The sequence below is a fragment of the Streptomyces sp. CG 926 genome, from assembly GCF_003148825.1.
Taxonomy (GTDB): Bacteria; Actinomycetota; Actinomycetes; order Streptomycetales; family Streptomycetaceae; genus Streptomyces.
Window position 1 is genome coordinate 516689 of the sequence record NZ_QGGZ01000001.1, and the last position, 25015, is coordinate 541703.

Sequence of the window (25015 nt, forward strand, 5' to 3'; positions counted from 1 at the left end):
CGGGTCTTTCGGAGCTAGTGCTGTGGCCGGAAAGGTTTGCCGGGTTGCGGCGTCCGGTGTGGTGCATCGCAAGGCGGAGGGCCACGGCTCGTACCGGACGTACTTGCGTGGTCCGACAACGCGGCGAGGTGCCGTGCCGGGCGTCGCGACCCGGTGAACCTTTCCGGTCACGGCACTAGCCGAGCAGCGGCAGGGCGGGGAAGGTGTGGTCCTGCCAGATCAGCCGGGAGGCCTCCTCCGGGTAGGTGGTGAGGGCCGGCCGGGTGTCGAAGAGCCGCACGAGGCGCTGCTCGTCGTCGTACGCGGGCCAGCCGGGGTCGCCGTGGGCGGCGAACTCCGTCCAGGCCCGCCGCATGCGCGCGGACACCTCCTCCGCCTCCGGGAACGGCCGCTCGCCGATGAGCGCCGCGGGCAGACCGCGCTCCAGGTTCCCGAAGACCAGCGGCACGTCGAGGCCGTGGCAGGCACCGAGGGCGCCGCCCATGCCCGGCGCGGACCAGGTCAGCTCGTAGACGTGGGCACGGCCGCCGGCGGCGGTCCGAGCCTGGGCGAGGTGCAGGGACGGCATGCGGAACAGCCAGTCGGAGGCGACCAGCTCGTACAGCTCGTCGGGGCCCGCGGTCGGGAAGGCCTCGCGGTAGCGGTGCTCGGCGTCCCGCCCGGGGCCGTAGGCCTGCAGGGCGGTCCGCGCCTGCTCCTCGGTGATCCGGCCGAGCTGTCCGTCGAGCGCGGTGAGCAGTCGCGTTTCGTCGCGGGTGTGGCCGACAAGGAGTTCGACGCCGCGACCGGCGCCGTCCGCCAGGGCCTGCCACGGGGTGGTGGGCAGGATCTCGCCGTCGACGACCGGCGAGAAGGGGATCGCCCGGTGCGCGACCGGGCCCCAGCGATCGACCCACCGGCCCATCGTGGAGCCGACCCCGTCGGCGGCGGCGGACAGCCGGGCGGGATCGACCCCGGACAGGTCGGCCCGTGTGGGCCGCAGACCCAGCTCGGCGGCGCAGGCGGCGGCGATGTCGGCGGCGAGTTCCGGCGAGAAGAAGGTGGCCGGCACGCTCTGCGCGACGGCTCGGCCGAACAGCCCGGCCGCCCGCGGCATCGCGAGCAGCGCGGCGATCGAACCGGCCCCCGCCGACTGGCCGAAGACGGTGACGCGGCCCGGGTCGCCGCCGAAGGCCCGGATGTTCTCGCGCACCCACTCCAGGGCGGCGACCTGGTCCAGCAGGCCCCGGTTGGCGGGCGTTCGCTCGATCTGCCCGAACCCCTCCAGGCCGACGCGGTAGTTGAAGGTGACCACGACGACACCGCCCTCGCGCGCCAGGCGGCCGCCGTCGTACTCGGGAAGGCCCGACATGCCGATCGAGTAGGCGCCGCCCTGGATCCACACCATCACCGGCAGCTCCGCGCCCGGGCCCGGCTCGGGCGACCAGACGTTGAGCGTGAGCCAGTCGTCGCCGGCCGCGTCCCGGGCCACTACGTCCATGCCGAAGTGGCCGCCCTGCGGGGGCGGCGGACCGTACGACACCGCCGGCCGCACCCCGTCCCACCCTCGTGCCGGCTTCGGTGCGGCGAACCGCAGGGGGCCCACCGGCGGCTCGGCGAACGGGATGCCGCGGAAGACCGCCACGCCCTCCTCCCGGGTGCCGCGCAGCGCCCCGCCCGCCACGCGGACGTGCGGCCGGGCTCCTGCGGCTTCGGATGCGCCGTCGGTCATCACAGCTCCCTCACTGGGCGGTCCGGACGCTCCGCATCATCCCGCCGCCGCCCGACGCACGCCGGCGATTTAGGCCGTCTCTTCCGGATCTTGCCGGGCCCGCGACGCCCGGCACCGCACCCGGCCGCGTTGTCGGGGCGGCCGAGTACGTCCGGTACGCGGGCGCCCCTCCGCCTTGCCGGGCACGGCACCGGACGCCGCGGGCTCGGCCGCCACGATCCGAAAGAGACGGCCTGGTGGCCGTTGCGCCGTGGGATCGGCCGAGGGCGTGCGGGGCGGCGAAGGCCCTCACGACACCGTCCCGTACGGGAGCCGTACGGGACGGTGCGCCGGCCGCCGCTACCTCTGGTCGCTGCGCAGCATGGCGATGTAGTGCGTCGCCTCTGCGTAGCTGGTCACGGTGGCGCCTCCGATGTCGGTCGGCGTCGGGCGGGAGCCGTTGCGCTCCTGGTAGATCCACCGGGAGCCCCGACCCCAGTCGTTCTCCTCGGCGGCTTCCTGGGCGGTCAGGGAGGTACCGCCGCCGAGGGCCTGGCGCACCGTGCCCTCGATGTTGCGGAAGCGGGCCGACTCGGAGGTCAGGGCGATCGCGGCGACCAGGTCGTCGCGGAGGGTGTTCGCGTCGCCCCCGTCGCGGGCGAACGTCCAGAGGGTGTTCATGTTGCCCCACACCCCGTTCGGAGTGAGCCACAGTTGCCTGCTCCGGGTATCGCCGTGCTCCAGGCTGTGGTTGCCCCCGTAGCGCCCGCTGTACGGCAGGACGATGGCGTTGCGGCCGAGCGCGTGGCCGAGGTCGAAGGGTTCCTGTTCCCCGACCTGGCTGAACTGGACGACGTTGCCGGCGTTGCCCGTGGAGAAACCGCGCAGGTAGAGGTTGTTGGCGGTCAGGTAGAGCGTGACCGTCCGCCGGACGCCCTGACCGTTCTCCGACCAGCCGTAGGTGACGTTGACCGCGATGACCTCGTTGCCGCGGCTGGTCTCCCACACGGCGTCCGAACCGGAGCCACCCACCATGGTGCCGGTGTTGCGCAGCGACCTGATGAAGTCCGAGTAGCGGGCACGCAGGGTGTTGGCATTGGTCGAGGTCAGGTCCCAGTTGACCGTGCGGACGGGGACCTGGAGGGCGGAGACGGGCGCCGCCTCGGGCCGGGACTCGGCGGCCTGGGCGGCGGGAGCGGCCACGGCCAGCAGGGGGAGGCACAGGAGTGCCGCGACAAGGGGCTTGCGCATCGGGGTGTTCCTCATTCCGGTGGATGCCGCAGACGTGCGGCGGCGGGGCGTGGCGGGGGCGGGCGGTCCGTCGGTCAGTTGACCGTGAAGACGACGTCGGCGTTCTTGCCGCCGCCGCCGGCCCGGGCGCAGGAGTGGCCCGCGGGCACCTGGCAGTCGTAGGAGTTGCTGCCGGAGAAGGGGTTGTCCCAGCGGAAGACGACCTTGCCGCCGCCGGACATCTGGTACTCGGCCGAGCCCTCCGTCCCGGTGGCGAAGCCGTCGGACTCGCTCTGCCAGCGCGCCACGGCCCCGTTGTTCATGACCGACGGGGGCAGGTTGTCGCCGCTCCAGATGCCGTGGTCCAGGCCGGCGCCGGTCCGGGCCAGCAGGGCCCCGGACTGGTTGACCACCGTGACGCGGACGCTGCGCACGGGGGTCACCGCGAGGGCGCCGGCCGGTGAGAGGGCCGCGACGCGGGCGGTGGACTTCGCCGTCAGGTTGAAGTTGACGGTGGCGTTGTCCCCGCCGCCGCCGGAGCGGCCGCACTCGTAGCCCTCCGGAGCGTCGCAGCTGTAGGAGTTGCTGCCCACGTAGGGGTTGTTCCAGCGGATGGTCACGTCCTTCGCCGTACCGGCGATGTTGTACGTGACGTGGCCCTGGGTGCCGGTGGCGAACCCGCAGGACTCGCTGCTCCAGGAGGCGGAGACGGTCTTGGCGATGGCGTCCGGCGGCAGGCCGTCGCGGGACCAGCACCCGTGGTCCAGGCCGGAGCCGGTGCGCAGCAGCTGCCGGCCCGTGCTGTTGGCGAAGACGACGCTGGTGCTGCGCTCGGCGGACTGGACGGAGGCACCGCCGGGGGCCGGCGCGGCCTGGGCGACGGGGGCGAGCGCGGCGGCGCCGCCGGCCAGAGCGGCCACGAGGGCGGCCGAGGCGGACCACCGGGCGCGAATTCTAGACATGCGCATGACAAGACATCCTTTGCGTGAAGGGCGTGAAGGGTGTGAGGGGTGTCCGAGACGCGGGGAGGGCGGGGCGGGACCTCCGTCAGTCGACGTACCAGAGGAGGTAGCGGCTGGAGCTGTCGTTGGGGTTGCACTCGTAGCGGCTGTACAGGCCCAGGCCGACGGTGAGCGAACCGGCCTGGTTGCACTGGGCGTAACTCGCGTACGAGCCGCCGTAGATCCGGTACTCCTCGGCGCTCGCGGCGCCGGAGGAGACGACCACGAGGGCGGCGGCTGCGCAGAGGCCGACGGCCAGTCTGCGGGGGGTGGTTCGGGGCATGGCGAAGCGCACGGGGAACACCTTTCATCGATTGATCGAAGTCGTGCGCCGCGTACGGCGGCGTACGGGAAACCGGGCGCGTCCTTCGACGCGGCCCTCCGGCGACCGGGTCGGGCCCACAACCACCCAACCGACAGCGGATGGAGTCCGCTGCCCCCGCACCCGGTCTCCCGGGCGGTTCAGTCGAGCGGCTTGCGGGGGCACCAGGAGTCGCCCCAAGCCGTCGTCACGAGGCACTGCCTGGTGCCGTGCCCGCCGCCGGACGGGTCGGTGACCGTCGTCCCGTGCACATCGGCGGTGGCCGCGGCGGCGCCGCCCCACACGATCCCCGTGCTCAGCACGACCGCGAACAGTGTCCGCACCACGATTGCGCGCATGGCGTCAATTCCCCTTGTTTCGGCGACAGTCGGGTCACGGCGGGCGGTGCTCCTGGTCGGGGAGGCGTCCCTGCCGTGGTCACCACCCTGCCAGTGTGTGGATGACACATGCATCCCCGAAGAGGGATCATGATCCTGCCAGGCACGTTTAGGAGGCATGCGATGGAGACGGACAGCGGACCGGGCACGGCGGCCCAGGTGCCCGGCCTCGACGGCGCGGCCGTCCTGCTCTACCGGTGGGCGGTCGTGCACGAACGCCTCACCCCGGCAACCCTCGCGCAGGCCGCAGCAGAGACCGGAGTGAGCCGGCGGGCCACTCTGACGGCCGTACGGACACTCACCGACTCCTGCCTCCTCACGGAACTCCCCGCCGACGGTGGGGCGCAAGAGCCGGCCGGCTGGCTGCCGGTGAGCCCCCAGGCCGCCACCGCGCAGCTGCTGTCGGACCGCGACACCGCGCTGCGCGCGCAGGAGGAGGCGCTGCGGGAGCAACGCCGACGCATCCAGGTCCAGCGCGACGGGCTGGCCGCGCTGACCCCGATCTACCTCCAGGCCCGGCAACACGTCTTCCCGCAGGGGACCATCGACCACCTGCCGGACAAACTGGCGGTCCGCTCGCTGCTGTCCGACGTGATCGACTCCTGCCGCAGCGAGGTGCTGGTCTCCAAGCACGGCGGCGCGTTCCCGCCCGCGGCGCTGCGCGAGGCGCTGCCGCGCGACCTGGCGCTGCTCGGGCGCGGCATCCGGATGCGCAGCCTGTACCAGCACGCGACGCGGTTCGACCAGCCCACGCGGTTGCACGCGGAGCAGCTCATCGGGGCGGGCGCGGAGATCCGGACGCTGCCGGAGGTGCTGCCGCAGATGATCGTCGTGGACGGGTCGCTGGCCCTGCTGCCCGCCCGGTCGGGCGGTGCGCTGATCATCCGGGAGCCGGACCTGCTGGCCTACTTACTGGACGTCTTCGAGCGGGACTGGGAGAACGCCGCGCCGTTCGCGACGGGGCCACAAGCCGCGCACGACGTGTCGAAGACGACGAAGCAGAGCATCCTCGTGCTGCTCGCCAAGGGACTCAAGGACGAGTCCATCGCGCGCCGTTTGGGCATCTCCCTGCGCACCTGCCGCCGTCACGTCTCCGAACTGCTGGAGGCGCTCGGCGCGCACAGCCGCTTCCAGGCGGGAGTCATCGCCGAACGCCAAGGCCTCACCGACCACCCGGACCGCCCCGCCGCGGCCGACACCGCCACGTCCGCCCCGGCCACGCCCCCGCCCCCACCGGCCGTGCCCGCACAGGCCGCGCCCGCACCGGCCGCGCCTGGCGCCGACGGGCCCGGGGTCGGCCCGGGGTGTCCCGGGTGCGGCGGGGCGGTGGCCGTGCCCACCGCGGGCCCGGACCGGGCCGGTGGGCGTCCGCCCCGCCACTGCTCGCCCCGCTGCCGCTCGCGCGCCTACCGGGCCCGCCTGAAGCATCAGGAGGCCGGGCCGGGTGACGGCGGCACGGACGTCACGAAACCCGCCGACCCCGCCACGTAACCCCGCTCCGACACGATCCGGAAGAGACGGCTCAGGCCGTCTCTTCCGGATCTTGCCGGGCCCGCGACGCCCGGCACCGCACCCGGCCGCGTTGTCGGGGCACCCGAGTACGTCCGGTACACAGGCGCCCCTCCGCCTTGCCGGGCACGGCACCGGACGCCGCGGGCTCGGCCGACAAGATCCGAAAGAGACGGCCTAGTCGCCGATCGTGCCGAAGGCGGCCCGGCCCGTCGGCCGGTAGGTGTGGATGGCCGTGCCGGCCGGCGTCGTACGGGAACTCGCCAGCTGGTAGGCGGTCGGCAGCCCGCCGGTGGGGAACAGCCTGCGCCCGGCGCCGAGGACCACGGGGAACACCAGCAGGTTCACCTCGTCCACGAGGTCCCGGGCCAGCAGCCACTGCGCGAGCTGCCCGCTGCCGTGCACCTGGAACTCGCCGTCCAGCGTGTCCTTGACCCTTACGATCTCGCTCTGCAGGTGCTCCCCGTCGAGCACGGTGACCGGCCCCCAGGACGGCTCGCCGAGGGTGGTCGAGGCCACGTACTTGGGCAGCCGGTTCAGTTTGGCGGGCACGGGGTCGGCGGGGTCGTCGTGCTTCGGCCAGTACGAGGCGAAGATCTCGTACGTCTTGCGCCCGAACAGGAACGCCCCGGCCCGACCGAACACCTCGGTGATGAACTCCCCCATCCCCTCGTCGGCGAACGGCGCGACCCACCCGCCGTACTCGAACCCGCCGCTGGGGTCCTCTTCGGGCCCACCGGGGGCCTGCATCACGCCGTCCAGCGTGACGAAGGTGGTCAAGGTCAGCTTCCCCATGGCTCTGCGCTCCTCGCTCGGTCGTCCTTACCCGGACCCAGCCTCCCGGACCCACCAGAACTCATCGCCACGCCACGCAAGTACGACGGAACGCCAGGTCGGATTCCTGCCAGCACCGTTCACCGGCCCGCAGTTTGATTGAACTCGCAACCAATTGATGCGGGAGGAACGGCATGGACAGCAACAGCACCGTGGCCCTGGTGACCGGTGGGAGCAGGGGGATCGGGGCGGCCGTGGCCCTGCGGCTCGCCGAGGACGGGGTCGACGTCGCGATCACCTACGTCAGCGACGCGGAGGCCGCGGCCGAGGTCGTCGGGAAGGTGGAGGCGCTCGGACGGCGTGCCGTGGCCGTGCGGGCCGACGCCGGGGATCCCGACGCCGCCGAGGAGGCGGTGCGGCGGGTCGTCGCGGAGTTCGGGCGGCTCGACGTGCTGGTGAACAATGCCGGCGTGGGCGTGCTCGGACCGCTGGCGGAGCTGGCCCCGGCCGACGTGGACCGGGTGCTCGCGGTCAACGTGCGCGCCGTGTTCCTCACGACGCAGGCCGCGGCCGCACACCTGGACGCCGGCGGACGCGTCATCACCATCGGCAGCTGCATGACCCAGCGGGTGCCGGGTCCGGGCGGGACGCTCTACGCGATGAGCAAGTCCTCGCTGACGGGACTGACCAAGGCACTCGCCCGGGAGCTGGGCGGGCGCGGGATCACCGCGAACATCGTGCACCCGGGGCCGGTGGACACGGACATGAACCCGGCGGACGGACCCTACGCGGGGCCGCAGGCGGCGATGACGGCCCTCGGGCGGTTCGCGGCGCCTCGGGAGGTGGCGGCCGTGGTGTCCTTCCTCGCGGGTCCGGACGCGTCGTACGTGACGGGGGCGGAGTTCGCGGTGGACGGGGGGCACGCCGCGTAGCCCTCGCCGGGCGTGCGGGCGGTTCGGGGGGCGGGCCCGGTGGGTGGGTGCGGGTCGCCTGCTCGGGGCTCCGCCCCGGACCCCGCGCCTCAAACGCCGGCGAGGCTGAAATGCGGGCCCCGCGTCTCGAACGCCGAGCCGGATCGGGGACCCGCGCCTCGAACGCCGGCCGGGCCGAACGCGCAGGAGCCCGCCCCGGGGGTGTCGGCCCTCGGGGCGGGCTTCGCGTAGTGGGTGACTAGCCGCCCAGTTCCTGGTGGCGGGCCGTCAGCGCGGTCGCGCCGGACTCCGTCAGGGAGCCGTACAGGCGCAGGCGGGAGAAGCCGCCGTCCGGGAAGATGTCGATCCGCACGTGGGTGCCGACCGCCGGGGCGTCCAGGACGAAGCGGTGGTTGGTGTCGGGCTGCAGGCGGGTGCGCGGCAGGAACTCCGTCCACTCACCCTCCTCCCCCGTCTTGACCGACAGCGAGGCCCAGCCGGCCGAGTTGCCCTTGAGGTACGCGGTGTCGATCTCGACGGCGCGGATCTCGGACTCGGCGACGAGCTGGTAGCGGATCCAGTCGTTGCCGTTGTCGCGGCGGCGCGCGGTCTCCCAGCCGTCGTCCATCTTGCGGGAGCGGCCCGGGTTGATGGTGTTGGTCGGCGGGGAGTAGAAGCGGTTGGAGGCGTCCTGGACGGAGCCGCCGTTCTCCAGGGCCACCACGTCGAAGGAGCCGAGCGAGTCGAGCCACTTCGGGTCGGGCAGGACCTCGCCGTAGACGCGCAGGCGGGCGATGCCGCCGTCGGGGTGCTGGTTGACGCGCAGGTGGGTGAAGCGCTGCTCCACGTCCACCTCGAAGCCGTTGGCCGCGTGGCCGCCGACCGCCGTGCGGGGCACGACCGTCGTCCACTTCACGTCGTCGCCCTGGAGCTCGTCCGGGGTCGGCGCGAGGGCGCCCGCCCAGTTGGTGGCCTCGACCGAGACGGCCTGCGGCATGTTGCCGCGGAAGTGCGCGGTGTCGACCACGATGCCGCGGATCACGCCGGGGGCGCCCAGGCGTACGAGGGCCCAGTCGTGGTCCTCGGGGGTCGGCCAGGGCTGGGTGGCGGAGACGCCACGGCGGCGGCGGGTCTCCCAGCCGTCCATGACCTTGCCCTTGTGGCCGAAGTCCTCGGGGTCGAAGTGCGCGGCCTCGGAGATCAGCAGGTTCTCGCGCTGGGCGAAGAACTCGTCGTTGGCGGCGATGACACCGGAGCCCAGCTCACGGGCGGCGAGGTTCGCGTACTGGGTGAAGGGGAACTCCGCGGTGCGGTAGTCCGCGTACGGGTCGCCGCCTCCGTACGGGTTCGCGTTGCCGGTGAAGGATTCAATCGCCACTGGTCAGTTCTGCCTTTCGAGGAGGAGGCCCGTGGGCTCGGTCGGGGTGCCGTGGTCGGCGATCTGCGTGCCGCGCAGCCAGGTGGACTTCACGACGCCGTGCAGGGTCTTGCCCGCGTACGCCGTGACCTGATTGCGGTGGTGGAGCTCGGCCGGGTCCACAGTGAACGTTTCTTCAGGGGCCAGGACGGCGAAGTCGGCGTCGCGGCCGACCTCGATGGCCCCCTTCTGGGTGAGGCCCGCGAGGTTCGCCGGGGCGGCGGACATCCAGCGGACGACGTCCTCCAGGGTCCGGCCGCGGCGGCGCGCCTCGGTCCAGATGGCGGGAAGGCCCAGCTGGAGGGAGGAGATGCCGCCCCACGCGGTGGAGAAGTCGTCGGTCTTCAGGTCCGCGGTGGAGGGCGAGTGGTCGGAGACGATGCAGTCGATCGTGCCGTCGGCGAGCGCGTCCCACAGGAGGTCCTGGTTGGCGGCCTCGCGGATGGGCGGGCAGCACTTGAACTCGCTGGCGCCGTCCGGCACTTCCTCGGCCGTGAGGGTGAGGTAGTGCGGGCAGGACTCGACGGTGATCCTGACGCCCTCGGCCTTGGCGGCGGCGATCAGCGGCAGCGCGTCGGAGGAGGACAGGTGCAGCACGTGGACGCGCGCGTTCAGCCGCTTGGCCTGGGCGATCAGGTTGCCGATCGCGGTGTTCTCGGCGTCGCGCGGCCGGGAGGCCAGGAAGTCGGCGTACTTGGGGCCCGGGACGACGGGAGCGGCGTCCAGGTGGTGCGGGTCCTCGGCGTGCACGATGAGCAGGCCGCCGAAGCCGGTGATCTCGGCGAGGGAGGTGGCCAGCTGCTCCTGGTCGAGCTCGGGGAACTCGTCCACGCCCGAGGGCGACAGGAAGCACTTGAAGCCGTAGACGCCGGCGTCGTGCAGCGGCGCCAGGTCCTTGACGTTGTCCGGGAGTGCGCCGCCCCAGAAGCCGACGTCCACGTGCGCCTTGGCGCGGGCGACCTCCTGCTTGACGCGCAGGTTGTCGGTCGTCGTGGTCGGCGGCAGGGAGTTCAGCGGCATGTCGAGGATCGTGGTGATGCCGCCGGCCGCCGCGGCGCGGGTGGCCGTCCAGAAGCCCTCCCACTCGGTGCGACCGGGATCGTTGACGTGGACGTGCGTGTCGACGAGGCCGGGGAGCAGGACGTCGTCGCCGAAGTCCTCCAGCCGGGCTCCGGCCGGTACCTCGGCCTCGTAGGCCAGCACGGCCGCGATCTTCCCGCCGGCGACGGCCACCGAAGCGGCGCGCGTCCCCTCGGGGGTGATGACGCGCGTCGAGCGCAGTACCAGTTCCACAGCCACGTCGGCCACCGAACCTCCCCATCTACTTCCACAGAGCGAAATTCAACGTTCTGTTGACGGAGTCTTCCCGGCGATCGGTACCCAGTCAAGAGCGTCCGGACGGACCACCGACCCACCAGGACCGCAATTGGAGGTTTCCACAGGATGGAATTAAGATTTCGCTATACAGAATGTAGCTATCACCACCGGGAAGCGGGCGGATAACTTCCGAGGGACGTCCGCCACCAGGACAAACCCTCTCTGACCGGCGACGACGACCTCGACCCCAGCACTGGGACGGACGCCGACCGCCGGGTAGGCTGCTCCCTTGCCTGCCAGCACCGAAAGGACCGCGCCGTGCCGACGTCCAGCGCCAGCACCACCGACGCTTCCTCGAAGACCCCCGCCGCCGGCGGTGGCGTCCAGTCCCTCGAGCGCGCCTTCGACCTGCTCGAACGCATGGCCGATGCCGGGGGTGAGGTCGGCCTCAGCGAGCTCTCCGCCGCCAGCGGTCTGCCTCTGCCCACGATCCACCGCCTGATGCGCACGCTGGTGGCGTGCGGATACGTACGCCAGCAGCCCAATCGACGGTACTCCCTCGGCCCCCGTCTGATCCGCCTCGGCGAGTCCGCGTCGCGCCTGCTGGGTACCTGGGCCCGCCCCTACCTCGCCCGCCTGGTCGAGGAGACCGGGGAGACCGCGAACATGGCCCTCCTCGACGGCGACGAGATCGTCTACGTCGCCCAGGTGCCCTCCAAGCACTCCATGCGCATGTTCACCGAGGTCGGCCGCCGGGTGCTGCCGCACTCCACCGGCGTGGGCAAGGCGCTCCTCGCCCACACCCCGGCCGAGGAGGTACGGGCCCTGCTGGCCCGCACCGGGATGCCGGCGGCGACCGAGAAGACCATCACCACGCCCGAGGGCTTCCTCGACGCGCTGGAGCAGGTCCGCAGGGCGGGCTACGCGGTCGACGACAACGAGCAGGAGATAGGAGTCCGCTGCCTCGCCGTGTCGGTGCCGAACTCGCCGACCGCCGCCGCGATCTCCATCTCGGGTCCGGCGGGCCGGGTCACGGAGGCCGTGGCCGAGTCCTTCGTGCCGATCCTGCAGGGCGTGGCCGCCGAGCTCTCGGTGGCCCTGGCCAACCAGAGCCCCGCCTAGGTCCAGGCGGTCCTACGCGAAGGCCCCGGCCGCCCCTCGCTTCGAGGGGCGGCCGGGGCCTTCGCGTACACCGTCGCCCGGGCCGCTCAACGCGCCGGGGCCGGTCCCGGAGCCGTAGCCGGAGCCGTAGTCGTAGCCGGGCCGAGCGTCAGGCTGCCGTCCGTCATCGTCGCCGTGCGGTCCATCCGCTCCAGGTGGGCGTGGTCGTGCGTGACCAGCACCGTGGCCGTGGAGCGCTCCCGGGTCAGGGTGACCAGCAGGTCGAGCACGGCCGCCCCTCGCTCGTGGTCGAGCGCGCTGGTCGGCTCGTCGACCAGCAGCACCGCGGGCTCGTTCATCAGGGCGCGGGCGATGTTGATCCGCTGCCGCTGGCCGCCGGAGAGCTGGTGGGGGCGCTTGTCGGCCTTGTCCGCCAGGCCCACCGCGTCCAGCAGTTCGAGCGCCCGCCGGCGCACCGTACGCGCGGGGCGGCCGGAGAGGTGCGCCATGACCTGGAGCTGTTCGGCGGCGGTCAGCGAGGCCAACAGGTTGGGCTGCTGGAAGACGATGCCGATCTTCTCCCGGCGCAGGGCCGACTTCTCGGCGGGGCCGAGTTCCGTGGTGTCCCGGCCCGCGACGACGACCCGGCCGGAGTCCGGGGTCACGAGGGTGGCGGCCACCGCGAGCAGGCTGGACTTGCCGGAGCCGGAGGGCCCGATGACCGCCGTCAGCGTGCCGGCGGGCACCTCCAGGCCGACCGCGTCGAGGGCGGTGAGCCGGCTCTCGCCGTCGGGGTAGGTCAGCGTGACGTCGTGGACGAGGAGGGTCATCGGGCGCTCCCGAGGGCGGTCAGCGGGTCGACGGCGGTGATCCGCCGGACGGACAGGGCGGCGCCCAGCGCGCCGAGCAGGATCATGATCGCGGCGGGCACGAGCACCGTGGCGGCATCGAGGACGAAGGGCACGGGGCCGCCGCTGATCAGCGCGCCGAAGCCGGCGGCGAGCGCGGTACCCAGTCCGGTACCGATGGCGAGCATGACGACGGCCTGGCCGAGGGCGTCCTTCAGGAGGTACGGGGTGGAGGCACCCAGTGCCTTCAGGACGGCGATGTCCCCGCTGCGCTGGATCGTCCACACCGTGAAGAAGGCGCCTATGACCAGGGCGGAGATGGCGAAGAGGAAGCCGCGCATCAGCTGCAGCGAGCCGTTCTCGGCCTGGTACGAGCCGATGGCGCCCAAGGCCTCGTCCACGGTCTGCGCCTTGGTGGCCGCGGCCTTGTCCGCGGCGGCGAGGTCGACGCCGGCGCCGGCGGAGACGGCGACGACGGTGGCGAGGGTGTCGATGGAGGTGCCGGGGTTGCCGACGCGCTGCCAGTCGCCCAGGTCCATCCAGACGACCGGGGTGTGGCTGTAGGCGGCGGTCCCGGACACGCCCGCCACGGTCAGTTCCAGCGGGCCGATCTTGAGCTTGGCCCCGGCGGTCAGGCCCCCCAGCTCCTTCGCGGCCTTCTCGGTCAGGACCACCTGGCCCTGGGTGAGGCCCGCGTTCCGCGGCGCGAGCCCCCCGGCGGAGTCCACCCCGAAGACCGAGACCGCGGCGGTGCGCTCACCCGAGGCGGCGTTGGTGGTGCGGATGCCGAGCGGCTCGGCCGCCTTCACCCCGGGCCGTTCCCGCCAGGCCAGCCACGCGGGCTCGGCCACCTGGGAGTTGGTGAAGGACACCTTCTGGTCCCCGGTGGGCGCGGCGAAGACCAGGTGCGTGGCGGGCAGACCGGTGATGGCCGAGATGTTCTCCCGGGCCAGGCCGGAGGTGAGCCCGGACAGCAGTCCCACCAGCAGCGTGATGAGCAGCACGACCGACCCCATGAGGGCGAATCGGCCCTTGGCGAACCGTAGATCTCTCCATGCGACGAACATGTCCCCCACCTTGGTCTTCCGCGTGGACACAAGGCATCGCGCCACCGTAGTGATCCTCGTATCGAAGGGTGCGTCCGGACATCGAACTTTTGGTTGACCGGGGCCGGCCCACCCCCACTTACGCTGGTCGGGACATGACTGCTCCCCTTTCCTCCGTCTCCCCCGCCGCGCGCACCCTGACGCCCGTGTCCAAGGTGCTGCGGCTGTGCCTGCACGCGCTGCTCGCGGGTCTGCTCGCGCTCGCCGCCGGGCGGGCCGTCACCGACTCCGCGCCCCGGGCCGGCTGGGTGATCGCCGCCTGCGCGGTGCTCGCCCTGGTCTACGCGGGCGGCGTACGGGCCCCCGCCGTGCACAGCTCGCCGCGCGCCGGGGCGCTGTGGCTGGCCGGGCTCGGGGCGACCTGGGCGGGCCTGCTCGTGGTCTCCCCCGACGGGCTGTGGATCGCCTTCCCGCTGTACTTCCTGGAGCTGCACCTGCTGCGGCTGCGCTGGGGGGTCACGGCGGTCGCGGTGACCGCCTGCGCGGCCATCGGCGGGTTCGTCGCGCACAGCGGCGCGGCGACCCCCGGGGCCTTCCTCGGGCCGCTGCTGGGCGGGGCGGTGGCGGTGGCGACCGTACTGGGCTACCAGGCGCTGTACCGCGAGAGCGAGCGCCGCCGGGAGCTGATCGAGGAACTGATCACCACCCGGGCCGAGCTGGCCGCGGCCGAGCGGGGCGCCGGGATCCTGGCCGAGCGGGAACGCCTCGCCCGGGAGATCCACGACACCCTCGCCCAGGGTCTGTCCTCCATCCAGCTGCTGCTGCGGGCGGCCGAGCGGGCGCTGCCGGCGCAGGCACCGGCGCTGGAGCACATCGCCCGGGCGCGTGAGGCGGCCCAGGAGAACCTCGCCGAGGCGCGTCGTTTCGTACGGGCCCTCACCCCGCCGGACCTGGAGCACGGGTCGCTGGCGGCCGCGCTGGAGCGGCTGTGCGCGGGGGTCCCGGGACCGCGCGTGCGGTTCTCGCCGAGCGGCACCCCGCGGGTGCTGCCCACCCCGTACGAGGTGGCCCTGCTGCGGATCGCCCAGTCGGCGCTGGCCAATGTGGTGCGGCACGCGCGGGCCGGACGCGCCGAGATCACCCTGACGTTCATGGACGCCTCGGTGACCTTGGACATCGTCGACGACGGGCACGGCTTCGACCCCGCGTCGGTGTCACCGGGCTCGGCGGGCTCCGGCGACGGCGGCTTCGGGCTGCCCGCGATGCGCTCGCGCGCGGAGACCCTGGGCGGGCTGTTCACCGTGGAGTCCGCCCCCGGCCAGGGCACCGCCGTGGCCGTCACCCTGCCGCTGCCCCTCGAACACCTCGAACACGCGGAACTTCCTGACGCCGTGGAGGCCCTGTGACCGTCCGTCTCCTACTCGCCGACGACCACCCGGTGGTCCGGGCCGGGCTGCGCGCGGTGCTCGACACCGAACCGGACTTCGCGGTGGTGGCCGAGGCGCCGACCGCCGAGCGGGCGGTGGAGCTGGCCGCGAGCGAACCGGTGGACGTGGTCCTGATGGACCTGCAGTTCGGTCCCGGTCCCGCGATGCACGGCTCCGAGGCGACGGCCCTGATCACCGCCCGCCCGGGCGCGCCCCGGGTGCTGGTGCTGACCACGTACGACACGGACGCGGACATCCTGGCGGCGGTGGAGGCGGGCGCCTCGGGCTACCTGCTCAAGGACGCCCCGCCGGAGGAACTCGCGGCGGCCGTCCGGACGGCCGCCGCGGGCCAGTCCGCGCTGGCCCCGGCGGTGGCGCTGCGCCTGATGGACCGGATGCGGACCCCGGCGGAGGCGCTGACGAAGCGGGAGCTGGAGGTGCTGCAGCTGGTCGCGGACGGCCTGTCGAACCAGCAGATCTCCAAGAAGCTCTTCCTCAGCCAGGCCACCGTCAAGTCCCACCTGGTGCACATCTACGCCAAGCTCGGCGTCGACTCCCGCACCTCGGCGGTCGCGACGGCCGCCGTACGCCGGCTGATCCGCACCCCGTAGGAGACGGCCCGGCCGGCAGGCCTACGCCACCCAGTACGGCCGGTCCACCGCCGACGGGAGCGGGACGCCGTCGTGGAAGGCGGCCGCGAGGCGGCGGATGCCCTCGTCCAGGCGGTCCTCGGGCAGCGTGTACGGGATCCGGAGCCGGTGTTCGAAGGTGCCCGGGTCCACCCCGAAGCGGGCGCCGCGGCCGATGTGGACCCCCGCCGCCGCGGCCCGCTCGGACAGGGCGGAGCTGACCGACTCGCCCAGGTCGACCCAGAGCGAGAGACCGCCCGGCGGGACCTGCCAGGACCATTCCGGGGTGTACCGCTGGAGCGCCCGCACCAGGGCCTCGCGCCGGCTCCGTAGCTGTGCCAGCCGGGCGGGCAGCTCCCGGTCCATGTCGTCCAGCAGCGGGAGCGCGACCAGCTGGTCCAGTACCGAGCCGGTCATGTCGGCGGAGACCCGCACGGCCGTCAGCTCCGTGATCATCTTCGCGGAGGCCCGGATCCACCCCACCCGCAGACCGCCCCAGTGCGTCTTGCTCAGCGAGCCGATGGTGATCACATGGTCCGCGCCGCCGCGCGGGGCGAGGGAGGCCAGCGGCGCGGGCGCGGGCACGTCCAACGCGATGTCGGCGATCGTCTCGTCGACGACCAGCCAGGTCCCGGTGGCACGGGTCGCCGCGAGCAGGCGCAGCCGCTGCTCCGGAGGCATCAGCGCGCCCGTCGGGTTGTGGAAGTCGGGGATCACGTACGCCAGCCTGGGCACGGTCTGGCGCAGCGTGGACTCGGCTATCTCCAGGTCCCAGCCCGCGTCGGAGACGGCGACGGATCCGGTGCGCAGCCGCGCGTGCCGCAGGGCGTCGAGGGCGTTGGCGTAGGTCGGGTTCTCGGTCACGACCCGGTCCCCGGGCCGGCAGAGCAGGCTGACGACCAGCGAGAAGGCCTGCTGGGCGCCGGCCGTCACCAGGATCTGCTCGGGGCGCGTGGGGAGCCCGCGCCGGGTGAACCGGTCGGCGACGGCACCGCGGAGGTCGGGCAGACCGAAGGGGTGGTAGCCGGGGTCCCGGGCCAGCTGTGGCAGCCGGGGCGCCGCCCAGGCGAAGGCGGCGGCGAGGCTGCCCTCCGGGGCGCCCATCGCGGCGATGGCGAGGTCGACGCCGGGATCGCCGTCGGCGCTGTAGCCGCCGGCGCCGAGGAGGGCGTGGGCGCCGACCGGGCGGTGGCCGTCCGGGAGCTCGGTCCAGGTGCCGGAGCCGCGCCGGCTGCGGAGGTAGCCGCTCTCGCGCAGCAGGTCGTAGGCACCGGTGACGGTGGCCCGGCTCGCGCCGACCGCCTCGGCGAGCTCGCGTTCGGCGGGCAGCCGCACGTGCAGGGCGACGCGGCCGTCGAGGATCAGCGTGCGGACGGCCTCGGCGAGCGCCCGGTAGCCGGGGCGGGCCAGGACGTCGGCGGGCAGCAGGGCTGCGAGCTGACGACTACCGATGGTTCTGTCCGCTGCCTGGACCACTCGCCCGTTTGCCATGCCAACCTCCCCTGATTGGCTCTGACGGCCAGGCCAATCGAGGACCAGACTCGCCGTATTGGCCCTCGAATGGCAAGGAGATACCGAGATGCTGACCGACCGTGACGAGCGTGCCCTGCTGTCCGCCGCCGAGAACCGGATCGCCCGTCCGCTGCGGATCGCGGCCGCGCCGGCCGCCCTACGGCGCGCCCTGGGATGGCGGCCGCGGGCCCGCACACAGGAGCGAGAATCGGTGGCATGTCATCCCACACACACTCCGATCCGCCCGTGATCGCGGGCCTGCTCCTGGCCGCCGGCGGTGGCCGTCGGCTCGGCGGGCGGCCCAAGGCGCTGCTGCCGTACCGGGGCCGCCCGCTGGTCGAGAACGCCGTACGGGTCCTGCGCGAGGCGGGCTGCGGCCCGGTGCACGTGGTGCTCGGCGCGTCGGCGGCCGAGGTCCGCGAGCGCGCGGACCTGACCGGCTGCGTGCTCGTGGACAACCCGGACTGGGCGCAGGGCATGGGTTCCTCGCTGCGCGTCGGCCTGACCTCCCTGGCCGGTACGGGCGCCCGCGCGGCGCTGGTCTCACTGGTGGACCAGCCGGGCATCGGCCCGGCGGCCGTGTCCCGGGTACTAACGGCGTACCGCTCCCCCACGAGCCTGGTGGCGGCGGCGTACGACGGGGAGCGTGGACATCCCGTGCTGTTCGGCGCGGACCGCTGGGCGGACATCGCGGCGACGGCGACGGGCGACAAGGGGGCGCGGGTCCATCTGGCGCGCCACGCCGAAGAGCTCATGCTGGTGGAGTGCTCCGACGTCGCGGAGGCCTTCGACATCGACACCCCGCCCGACCTGGCACGACTCCTCTGAGCACCGCGTGACGACAGTGGCACTGAGGGCCACGGACAAGTGGAATGTGTCGACTCAGAGAATCTCGACATCAACAAACCATTGAACTTCCACCATGAGGAAATTACTATCCACTGGTCAGAAGCGCCCTGAACCCACAGACGGCGCCCGCGACCGTATTTCGGAACTCTCCACACCCGACGGCACTGCGTGCCGTCTCGCGCGAGCATTCCCCGCGGCCGCCAGGCACCGCCGCTGAAGGAGTGACAGTTATGTCCGCACCAGCGCCGTCCCCGCTGGCCATCGTCGACGCCGAGCCCCTGCCCCGGCAGGACGAAGTCCTCACCGAAGCGGCCCTCGCCTTCGTGGCCGAGCTCCACCGGCGGTTCGCCCCCCGCCGCGCCGAGCTCCTCGCCCGTCGCGGTGAGCGCCGTGCCGAGATCGCCCGGACCTCCACCCTCGACTTCCTCCCGGACACCGCACAGGTCCGCGAGGGCGACTGGAAGGTGGCGCCGGCCCCGGCCGCGCTGAACGACCGTCGTGTGGAGATCACCGGTCCGACGGACCGCAAGATGACCATCAACGCCCTGAACTCGGGCGCCAAGGTCTGGCTCGCCGACTTCGAGGACGCCTCCGCTCCCACCTGGGAGAACGTCGTCCTCGGCCAGCTCAACCTGATCGACGCCTACGAGCGCCGCATCGACTTCACCGACCCCCGCACCGGCAAGGCGTACGCGCTGAAGCCCGCCGACCAGCTCGCCACCGTCGTCATGCGGCCGCGCGGCTGGCACCTGGAGGAGCGCCACCTGCGGTTCGAGGGCGGCCCGGCCTCCGGCTCGCTCGTGGACTTCGGCCTGTACTTCTTCCACAACGCGAAGCGCCTGATCGACCTCGGCAAGGGCCCGTACTTCTACCTGCCGAAGACGGAGTCGCACCTGGAGGCCCGCCTCTGGAACGAGATCTTCGTCTTCGCCCAGGACTACGTCGGCATCCCCCAGGGCACCGTCCGCGCGACCGTCCTCATCGAGACGATCACCGCCGCGTACGAGATGGAGGAGATCCTCTACGAGCTGCGCGACCACGCGGCCGGCCTGAACGCGGGCCGTTGGGACTACCTCTTCTCCATCGTCAAGAACTTCCGTGACGGCGGCGAGAAGTTCGTCCTGCCGGACCGCAACGCGGTGACGATGACCGCCCCGTTCATGCGGGCGTACACCGAACTGCTGGTCCGCACCTGCCACAAGCGCGGCGCGCACGCCATCGGCGGCATGGCGGCCTTCATCCCGTCCCGCAAGGACGCCGAGGTCAACAAGGTCGCCTTCGAGAAGGTCAAGGCCGACAAGGACCGCGAGGCCGGCGACGGTTTCGACGGCTCGTGGGTGGCCCACCCCGACCTGGTCCCGATCGCGATGGCCTCCTTCGACGCGGTGCTCGGCGAGAAGCCGAACCAGAAGGACCGGCTGCGTGAGGACGTCTCGGTGGCCCCGGGCGAACTCATCGCGATCGACTCCCTGGACGCGCGGCCGACGTACGAGGGCCTGCGCAATGCGGTCCAGGTCGGCATCCGTTACATCGAGGCGTGGCTGCGCGGCCTCGGCGCCGTCGGCATCTTCGGCCTGATGGAGGACGCGGCCACCGCCGAGATCTCGCGTTCGCAGATCTGGCAGTGGATCAACGCGGGCGTCGTGTTCGAGAACGGTGAGACGGCCACGGCCGAACTGACCCGCAAGATCGCCACCGAGGAACTGGCCGCCATCCGCGCCGAGGTCGGCGAGGAGGCCTTCACGGCCGGCAAGTGGAAGCAGGCCCACGACCTTCTCCTCCAGGTCTCCCTGGACGCGGACTACGCGGACTTCCTCACCCTCCCCGCCTACGACCAGCTGGTCGGCTGATAACCGGATCCGGCTGAAACGCACAGCGGTCGAAGCCCGTCGGCTCCGCCCCCGTCGCCTCACGGCGCGGGGGCGGAGCCGTTTGCGTTCCACAACAGGAGGAATCAGCTCCCGAACGACCGGTCGGTCGTTACTCGTTCGTAACGTCACTGTACCTAGCGGTAACAAGTGGGCCCGTGTCACCTTTCCGATGCCACCGGCCGGCGGTACCCCCACTTCCCCACCACGCGACGCAGTCGTCGCCGACTTCGGCGTGGCCGAACGCAGGAGTTCCGCAGTGATCGGATTCCGCAACGTCAGCAAGGACCGGGACCGCCGTCGGGTGCGACGGCCGGTCGTGGCCGCCATGGTCGTGCCGCTCGCCGTCAGCGCACTGCTGGCCGGCGGAGCAGGAACCTCCGCCGCCAGCCCGGGGAGCGGACCCACCGCCGTGGTGTCCATGGGCGACAGCTACATCTCCGGCGAGGCCGGGCGCTGGAAGGGCAACAGCCTGACCAACAGCGGAAGTCGCAACGGCACCGACCGGGGCTGGGTCAGCGGCAGCACCTACGACCCCGCCAAGGTCTACGGGACCACCGCCGGCGGCTGTCACCGCTCCGACTCCGCCGAGGTGCGCAGCGCCGGGGCGATCGCAGACGTCGCCGTGAACCTCGCGTGCTCCGGGGCGGTCTCCGACAACGTCTTCCGCTCCTCCAACGGCGGCGTCTCCTACAAGGGCGAGGCCCCCCAGGCCGACCAGCTCGCCGCGGTGGCCGCGAGCCACGACGTCAAGGTCATCGCCCTGTCCATCGGCGGCAACGACCTCGGCTTCGCCGACATCATCACGGACTGCGCGCTCGACTTCGTCCTGTGGAACTCGTACTGCTACGACGACCAGCAGTACGGGGTCGACCAGAAGATCGACGCGGTCATGGGCAAGGTCGGCAAGTCCGTGGACGAGATCCGGGCCGTGATGCGCGCGGCCGGATACGCCGACTCCTCGTACCGGATCGTGCTGCAGTCCTACCCGTCGCCGATCCCGCGCGGCGCGGAGAACCGGTACACGCAGAGCGACTGGAGCCGGCTCAACACCGGCGGTTGCCCCTTCTGGAACCGGGACTCCGACTGGGCGCGGGACTCGCTCGTGCCGCAGATAGCGAACCGGATCAAGGGCGTCGCGGCGGCCAAGGGCGTGCAGTTCCTGGACCTGCGGGACATGATGCAGGGCCGCGAGGTGTGCGCGAAGGCGAGCAAGCTGGTGACCTCCTCGGTGCCGGCCTCGGCGAAGACGAGCGAGTGGGCGCGCTGGATCGACAACAACGAGACGCAGGGGCTGATCCAGGAGTCCATGCACCCGAACTACTTCGGCCAGCTGGCCGCGGGGCGCTGCCTCGCCCTGGTCGTGGCCCAGCCCGCGAGCTCCGGCTTCAGCTGCAAGAACACCGCGGGCGCGGACCAGACGGGCATGTTCTTGACCCCGGCCTCCTAGGAGGCCCCCTGTGCGGGCTCCACCGGGCGAGGCGGCGCCCGGTGGAGCCCACCCGGGTGCCGGCTCGGGCGCCCGTTCGGGTCAGTGGGACTGCGCGAGCGGCCTTTCGGCACGAGTCTGGGGTGACGGACCGGGCGACGGACCGCGGGCCCGACGCGGCGCGCCGGATCCGGAAGGAGCGTGATCGGCGTGGCCCGGAACCGCCGCCTCATCCTGAGCACGCCGTCCGAGGTCTGGGGCCTGTTGGCCGACGGCCACCGCTACGGCGAGTGGGTGACGGGAACTCAAGCGGTCCTCGCCGCGGATCCGCACTGGCCGCAGGTGGGGGCCCGGCTCAAGGTCCGGGTCGGCTCCGGCCCCCTCACCCTGGACGACACGTGCGTCGTCCGTAAGTGCGAGCCGGAGCGTCGGCTGGAACTGGAGGCGAGGGCCGAGCCCTTCGGGGCGGCGCGCATCGCGATGCATCTGGAGGCCTGGGGCGAGAACACCCTCTTCACCCTCGACTGGCACCCCCTGCGGGGACCCGGCACCCGGATGCACGGACTGCCGGTGGACTACATCGTCGCGATCCGCAACGGCATGATGCTGACGAAGCTGGCCAGGATCGCGGTCCGCGAGCACGCCGACGCGCGGGTGTACTAGCCGGTGCGCGTGGGTGTTCAGGGCGTGTCGGGGCCCGTCAGCACGGACAGGATGTTGCCGGCCGGGTCCTTGAACCAGGCGATGGTGGGCATGCCGTCATCGCCGTGGACGATGCCCTTGGCGTCCGCGTCGAAGCCCTCGTAGCGCTCGAACGCGACACCGCCGGCGGTGAGCTCGTCGACGGCCCGTTCGACGTCGTCCACCGGAAAGTTCAAGATCGTGTAGGTCGCGGGGCTGAAGTCCTCCTTCGGGTAGATCATGACCGTGGTGCCGCCCGCGAGGTCCAGGCGCAGCAGTCCCATCTCCTCGTCCCGCGAGACGTTCAGGCCGAGCGTCGTGCCGTAGAACTCCCTGGCCTTGTCCAGGTCGTCGACCGCGAATCCGCTGAATGCCCTGCTGTTTTCGAACATGACTGTTCCTTCGGTCCGAGGCACCCCGCTTCCCATCGTCCCCCGGGGACCGCCGGGCGTCGATTCCGCACTCCGTGGCCCCCGGAAAAGGGCGTGATCGGCGGGTGATCGACTGACATGCTCGGGCCCATGGCAGCCCGTGACGCACGTCCCAGTCTCTACATCTCCGTCGACATCGAGGCCGACGGCCCCATCCCCGGACCGTATTCGATGATCAGTTTCGGGGCCTCGGTCGCGGGCCGCCAGGACGGCGCGTCGTATACGGCCGCCGATCCCGAACAGCTGACCTTCTATCGGGAGTTGCGGCCCATCAGCGAGGAGTTCGTGCCCGAGGCGCTGGCCGTCAGCGGGCTGGACCGCGACCGCCTGGTGCGGGAGGGCGCCGATCCGACGGTCGCCATGGCCGAGTTCCGCGCCTGGGTCCGGGAGGTGTCCGCGGGGGCGCAGCCGGTGATGTGCGGCTACCCGGCCTCCTTCGACTGGACCTTCCTGTACTGGTACCTGATCCGGTTCGGCGGGGACAGCCCCTTCGGCCACTCCGGCTGCATGGACATGAAGACCCTCTACGCGACGAAGGCGCGGGTGCCGCTACGGGCCGCCGTGAAGGGCCGGATGCCGCGCGAACTGCTGTCGCGGCGCCGCCACACGCACCACGCCCTGGACGACGCGATCGAACAGGCCGAGCTGATGAGCAACCTGATGCTGTGGACTCCCCCGGCGCCCGCCCCGGCCGCCGACCGGTCCCCGCGCGTCACGCACCTCTCGTGGGGTCGGATCGAGGCCGAGGGGCTGGCCCCCGGCAAGGACATGAGGCTCTACCCGGGCGGTGGCCGTCCCTGGGACTGGTCCGAGCACGGTACGCGACACGATCCCGGCATCGCGCCGCAGGAGGTACGCGAACTCCTCGACCTCGGGGTGACAGCCGTGGTGCTCGGCCAGGGCATGGAGAGCCGCCTCGGGGTGGCACCGGGGACGCTGGAGGTGATCCGGGCGGCCGGGGTCGAGGTGCACGTCGCACCGACGCCCGAGGCCGTGGAGATCTACAACCGGCTGGCCCTGGAGGAGCGGGTCGGCGGACTCTTCCACTCGACCTGCTGAGCGGGGCACGGGCACGGGCACGGAAAACGGCGGCGCGCACGCCACACCCGCAGTGGGTGGCGTACGCGCCGCCGTGCTGCCCGGACGGGCCGGGCGGGCCGGGCGGGCCGGGCGTCAGTGCACCGGTACCGGGTCCGCCGCGGCCCCCGAGGCCGCGCCCTTTCTGGCACCGAGGTGGTTGAAGGCCAGGTTCAGCACGATCGCCACCACGCACCCGGTGCTGATGCCGGAGTCGAGGACGACCAGCAGGTCCTTCGGGAAGGCGTGGTAGAAGTCCGGCGCGGCGATCGGGATCAGACCGATGCCCACGGCGGCGGCGACGATCAGGGCGTTCTCGCCCTTCTCCATGGCCGCCCCGGCCAGGGTCTGGATGCCGCTGGCCGCGACCGAGCCGAAGAGGACGATGCCGGCGCCGCCGAGCACCGGCAGCGGGACCACGCCGATGACGGAGGCCGCCATCGGACACAGGCCCAGCAGGATCAGGATCCCGCCGCCCGCTGCGACGACGAAGCGGCTGCGCACCTTGGTCATGGCGACCAGGCCGATGTTCTGGGCGAAGGCGCTGCACATGAACCCGCTGAACAGCGGGCTGAGCGCGCTGCCGAGGGTGTCGGCGCGCAGACCGCCCTCGATCGTCCTCGCGTCCGCCGGCCGGCCGACGATCTTGCCCAGCGCCAGGATGTCGGCGGTGGACTCGGTCATGCAGACCAGCATGACGATGCACATCGAGATGATGGCCGCGACCTGGAACTGGGGAGCGCCGAAGTGGAAGGGGGTCGGGAAGCCGACCACCGAGGCGTTCTTGACGGCGTCGAAGCTGGTCATGCCGAGCGGGAGGGCGATGAGGGTGCCGGCGACCAGGCCGAGCAGGATGGATATCTGCTGGAGGAAGCCGCGCAGGAACTTGCGCATCAGCAGGACGATCACCAGCGTGACGGCGGCCATGCCGATGTTGCGCATGGAGCCGTAATCGGTGGCGGTGCGGTTGCCGCCCTGCGACCAGTTGAAGGCGACGGGCAGCAGCGAGACGCCGATGAGGGTGATGACCGTACCCGTCACGACCGGCGGGAAGAAGCGGACGAGCTTGCCGAAGTAGGGGGCGGCGAAGAAGCCGACGATCCCCGCGACGATGATCGCGCCGAAGATGATGGGGAGGGCGTTCTCCCCCTCCCCCTTGCCGATCGCGATCATCGGGGTCACGCCGGCGAAGGAAACGCCGTTGACGAAGGGGAGTTTGGCGCCGATCTTCCAGAACCCGAGGGTCTGGAGGAGGGTGGCGAGACCTGCGGTGAAGAGCGAGGCGCCCATCAGGAACGCGGTCTCCGTCGCGGAGAGCCCGACGGCCGGTCCGACGATCATGGGCGGGGCCACGACACCCGCGTACATGGCGGCCACGTGCTGCAGGCCGCTCGTGAACATCTTCAGCGGAGGCAGGGTCTCATCGACCGGATGCCTCTCCTGCGGTTCCACCGGTCCTCCCGGTTCCCCCGGTACTGCGACTGCGTCTTTGCGAAACCTGGGCGCCTGGGCCACGGCTTCCTCCGTTCGGTTGAACACGCCGGCAGGGACGTGGTGTCTTGGAGGTGG

The 25015-nt window shown here is 72.3% G+C and carries 24 protein-coding genes; 11 read left to right on the forward strand and 13 right to left on the reverse strand.

The genetic code is table 11. From position 1 onward, the window contains the following. Positions 1-175: 175 nt before the first annotated feature. From BCL76_RS02155 to BCL76_RS02175, 5 genes are all read right to left on the reverse strand, one after another. Complete coding sequence (locus BCL76_RS02155) at positions 176-1711, reverse strand: carboxylesterase/lipase family protein (protein WP_109777539.1); 1536 nt, start codon at positions 1709-1711, stop codon at positions 176-178. 339 nt (positions 1712-2050) lie between these two features. After that, entirely contained in the window at positions 2051-2941 is an 891-nt protein-coding gene (locus BCL76_RS02160; RefSeq protein WP_181382403.1) for a ribosome-inactivating family protein, read from the reverse strand. A gap of 74 nt (positions 2942-3015) precedes the next feature. Further along, positions 3016-3882 (reverse strand): Crystal protein ET79, encoded by an 867-nt coding sequence (locus BCL76_RS02165; protein ID WP_146228295.1) that lies wholly within the window; start codon positions 3880-3882, stop codon positions 3016-3018. Positions 3883-3967: 85 nt separating this feature from the next. Then, positions 3968-4216, reverse strand: coding sequence for a hypothetical protein (locus tag BCL76_RS02170; RefSeq protein WP_146228296.1), 249 nt, complete (start codon positions 4214-4216; stop codon positions 3968-3970). Between the two features lie 167 nt (positions 4217-4383). Then, a complete protein-coding gene (locus BCL76_RS02175) occupies positions 4384-4581 on the reverse strand; it encodes a hypothetical protein (RefSeq protein WP_109777550.1) in 198 nt (65 codons plus the stop codon). A gap of 162 nt (positions 4582-4743) precedes the next feature. Here BCL76_RS02175 and BCL76_RS02180 point away from each other — a divergent pair, with 162 nt between their 5' ends. Next, positions 4744-6111, forward strand: a complete 1368-nt coding sequence (locus tag BCL76_RS02180) for a helix-turn-helix transcriptional regulator (RefSeq protein ID WP_109777552.1) — start codon at positions 4744-4746, stop codon at positions 6109-6111. Positions 6112-6306: 195 nt separating this feature from the next. Here the strand turns inward: BCL76_RS02180 and BCL76_RS02185 are convergent, their stop codons facing one another. Next, entirely contained in the window at positions 6307-6924 is a 618-nt protein-coding gene (locus BCL76_RS02185) for a dihydrofolate reductase family protein (protein WP_109777555.1), read from the reverse strand. Between the two features lie 173 nt (positions 6925-7097). Here BCL76_RS02185 and BCL76_RS02190 point away from each other — a divergent pair, with 173 nt between their 5' ends. Beyond that, positions 7098-7835 (forward strand): SDR family oxidoreductase, encoded by a 738-nt coding sequence (locus BCL76_RS02190; RefSeq protein WP_109777557.1) that lies wholly within the window; start codon positions 7098-7100, stop codon positions 7833-7835. A 238-nt stretch (positions 7836-8073) separates the two neighbouring features. On the opposite strand, the gene alc is transcribed toward BCL76_RS02190, so the two are convergent. Together alc and allB are read right to left on the reverse strand one after the other, a co-directional pair. After that, positions 8074-9192, reverse strand: a complete 1119-nt coding sequence (gene alc, locus BCL76_RS02195) for an allantoicase (protein ID WP_109777560.1) — start codon at positions 9190-9192, stop codon at positions 8074-8076. A 3-nt stretch (positions 9193-9195) separates the two neighbouring features. After that, positions 9196-10530 (reverse strand): allantoinase AllB, encoded by a 1335-nt coding sequence (allB, locus tag BCL76_RS02200; protein WP_375137884.1) that lies wholly within the window; start codon positions 10528-10530, stop codon positions 9196-9198. A gap of 336 nt (positions 10531-10866) precedes the next feature. Here allB and BCL76_RS02205 point away from each other — a divergent pair, with 336 nt between their 5' ends. Then, on the forward strand, positions 10867-11670 hold the full coding sequence (locus BCL76_RS02205) for an IclR family transcriptional regulator (RefSeq protein WP_109777564.1): 804 nt from the start codon (positions 10867-10869) through the stop codon (positions 11668-11670). Positions 11671-11756: 86 nt separating this feature from the next. Here BCL76_RS02205 and BCL76_RS02210 read toward each other — a convergent pair whose 3' ends face one another. Both BCL76_RS02210 and BCL76_RS02215 read right to left on the reverse strand, forming a co-directional pair. Next, the gene (locus tag BCL76_RS02210; protein WP_109777566.1) at positions 11757-12479 is read right to left on the reverse strand and encodes an ABC transporter ATP-binding protein; all 723 of its coding nucleotides are present in this window, start codon (positions 12477-12479) and stop codon (positions 11757-11759) included. Next, entirely contained in the window at positions 12476-13564 is a 1089-nt protein-coding gene (locus tag BCL76_RS02215) for an ABC transporter permease (protein WP_109778300.1), read from the reverse strand. The genes BCL76_RS02210 and BCL76_RS02215 overlap by 4 nt, the downstream gene beginning before the upstream one ends. A gap of 134 nt (positions 13565-13698) precedes the next feature. Here BCL76_RS02215 and BCL76_RS02220 point away from each other — a divergent pair, with 134 nt between their 5' ends. Further along, positions 13699-14949 (forward strand): sensor histidine kinase, encoded by a 1251-nt coding sequence (locus tag BCL76_RS02220; protein ID WP_109777568.1) that lies wholly within the window; start codon positions 13699-13701, stop codon positions 14947-14949. After that, complete coding sequence (locus BCL76_RS02225; RefSeq protein ID WP_109777571.1) at positions 14946-15581, forward strand: response regulator; 636 nt, start codon at positions 14946-14948, stop codon at positions 15579-15581. The genes BCL76_RS02220 and BCL76_RS02225 overlap by 4 nt, the downstream gene beginning before the upstream one ends. A gap of 21 nt (positions 15582-15602) precedes the next feature. Here BCL76_RS02225 and yczR read toward each other — a convergent pair whose 3' ends face one another. Next, entirely contained in the window at positions 15603-17090 is a 1488-nt protein-coding gene (gene yczR / locus BCL76_RS02230) for a MocR-like transcription factor YczR (protein ID WP_109777573.1), read from the reverse strand. An 88-nt stretch (positions 17091-17178) separates the two neighbouring features. Between yczR and BCL76_RS38415 the strand changes: the two genes are divergently transcribed. The 5 genes from BCL76_RS38415 to BCL76_RS02250 all read left to right on the forward strand — a co-directional run bounded on the left by BCL76_RS38415 (position 17179) and on the right by BCL76_RS02250 (position 21920). Beyond that, positions 17179-17361 carry a hypothetical protein gene (locus BCL76_RS38415; RefSeq protein ID WP_146228297.1) on the forward strand — a complete coding sequence of 61 codons (183 nt, stop codon included), beginning with the start codon at positions 17179-17181 and terminating at the stop codon, positions 17359-17361. Continuing rightward, entirely contained in the window at positions 17328-17939 is a 612-nt protein-coding gene (locus BCL76_RS02235; protein WP_109777576.1) for a nucleotidyltransferase family protein, read from the forward strand. The genes BCL76_RS38415 and BCL76_RS02235 overlap by 34 nt, the downstream gene beginning before the upstream one ends. 251 nt (positions 17940-18190) lie before the next feature. Beyond that, positions 18191-19810, forward strand: coding sequence for a malate synthase A (gene aceB, locus BCL76_RS02240; protein WP_109777578.1), 1620 nt, complete (start codon positions 18191-18193; stop codon positions 19808-19810). Positions 19811-20156: 346 nt separating this feature from the next. Further along, a complete protein-coding gene (locus BCL76_RS02245) occupies positions 20157-21278 on the forward strand; it encodes a GDSL-type esterase/lipase family protein (RefSeq protein WP_375137885.1) in 1122 nt (373 codons plus the stop codon). A 189-nt stretch (positions 21279-21467) separates the two neighbouring features. Beyond that, positions 21468-21920: an SRPBCC family protein gene (locus BCL76_RS02250; protein WP_109778301.1), complete on the forward strand. Its 453-nt coding sequence runs from the start codon at positions 21468-21470 to the stop codon at positions 21918-21920. Positions 21921-21937: 17 nt separating this feature from the next. Here BCL76_RS02250 and BCL76_RS02255 read toward each other — a convergent pair whose 3' ends face one another. Then, the gene (locus BCL76_RS02255; protein WP_109777583.1) at positions 21938-22330 is read right to left on the reverse strand and encodes a VOC family protein; all 393 of its coding nucleotides are present in this window, start codon (positions 22328-22330) and stop codon (positions 21938-21940) included. A gap of 129 nt (positions 22331-22459) precedes the next feature. Between BCL76_RS02255 and BCL76_RS40280 the strand changes: the two genes are divergently transcribed. Continuing rightward, positions 22460-23428 (forward strand): MTH938/NDUFAF3 family protein, encoded by a 969-nt coding sequence (locus BCL76_RS40280; protein WP_309136788.1) that lies wholly within the window; start codon positions 22460-22462, stop codon positions 23426-23428. Between the two features lie 114 nt (positions 23429-23542). On the opposite strand, the gene BCL76_RS02265 is transcribed toward BCL76_RS40280, so the two are convergent. Further along, positions 23543-24961, reverse strand: coding sequence for a nucleobase:cation symporter-2 family protein (locus BCL76_RS02265; RefSeq protein ID WP_375137886.1), 1419 nt, complete (start codon positions 24959-24961; stop codon positions 23543-23545). Positions 24962-25015: the final 54 nt, after the last annotated feature.

What these genes read in the sequence shown, in the direction of transcription:
- BCL76_RS02175 (WP_109777550.1), bottom strand. Translation starts at nt 4,581, where the DNA reads ATGCGCGCAATCGTGGTGCGGACACTGTTCGCGGTCGTGCTGAGCACG.
- BCL76_RS02235 (WP_109777576.1), top strand. Translation starts at nt 17,328, where the DNA reads ATGTCATCCCACACACACTCCGATCCGCCCGTGATCGCGGGCCTGCTC.
- BCL76_RS02190 (WP_109777557.1), top strand. Translation starts at nt 7,098, where the DNA reads ATGGACAGCAACAGCACCGTGGCCCTGGTGACCGGTGGGAGCAGGGGG.
- BCL76_RS02160 (WP_181382403.1), bottom strand. Translation starts at nt 2,941, where the DNA reads ATGCGCAAGCCCCTTGTCGCGGCACTCCTGTGCCTCCCCCTGCTGGCC.
- BCL76_RS02180 (WP_109777552.1), top strand. Translation starts at nt 4,744, where the DNA reads ATGGAGACGGACAGCGGACCGGGCACGGCGGCCCAGGTGCCCGGCCTC.
- BCL76_RS02185 (WP_109777555.1), bottom strand. Translation starts at nt 6,924, where the DNA reads ATGGGGAAGCTGACCTTGACCACCTTCGTCACGCTGGACGGCGTGATG.
- BCL76_RS02210 (WP_109777566.1), bottom strand. Translation starts at nt 12,479, where the DNA reads ATGACCCTCCTCGTCCACGACGTCACGCTGACCTACCCCGACGGCGAG.
- aceB (WP_109777578.1), top strand. Translation starts at nt 18,191, where the DNA reads ATGTCCGCACCAGCGCCGTCCCCGCTGGCCATCGTCGACGCCGAGCCC.
- BCL76_RS02215 (WP_109778300.1), bottom strand. Translation starts at nt 13,564, where the DNA reads ATGTTCGTCGCATGGAGAGATCTACGGTTCGCCAAGGGCCGATTCGCC.
- BCL76_RS02155 (WP_109777539.1), bottom strand. Translation starts at nt 1,711, where the DNA reads ATGACCGACGGCGCATCCGAAGCCGCAGGAGCCCGGCCGCACGTCCGC.
- BCL76_RS40280 (WP_309136788.1), top strand. Translation starts at nt 22,460, where the DNA reads ATGGCAGCCCGTGACGCACGTCCCAGTCTCTACATCTCCGTCGACATC.
- yczR (WP_109777573.1), bottom strand. Translation starts at nt 17,090, where the DNA reads ATGGCAAACGGGCGAGTGGTCCAGGCAGCGGACAGAACCATCGGTAGT.
- BCL76_RS02220 (WP_109777568.1), top strand. Translation starts at nt 13,699, where the DNA reads ATGACTGCTCCCCTTTCCTCCGTCTCCCCCGCCGCGCGCACCCTGACG.
- BCL76_RS02245 (WP_375137885.1), top strand. Translation starts at nt 20,157, where the DNA reads ATGGTCGTGCCGCTCGCCGTCAGCGCACTGCTGGCCGGCGGAGCAGGA.
- BCL76_RS38415 (WP_146228297.1), top strand. Translation starts at nt 17,179, where the DNA reads ATGCTGACCGACCGTGACGAGCGTGCCCTGCTGTCCGCCGCCGAGAAC.
- BCL76_RS02165 (WP_146228295.1), bottom strand. Translation starts at nt 3,882, where the DNA reads ATGTCTAGAATTCGCGCCCGGTGGTCCGCCTCGGCCGCCCTCGTGGCC.
- BCL76_RS02255 (WP_109777583.1), bottom strand. Translation starts at nt 22,330, where the DNA reads ATGTTCGAAAACAGCAGGGCATTCAGCGGATTCGCGGTCGACGACCTG.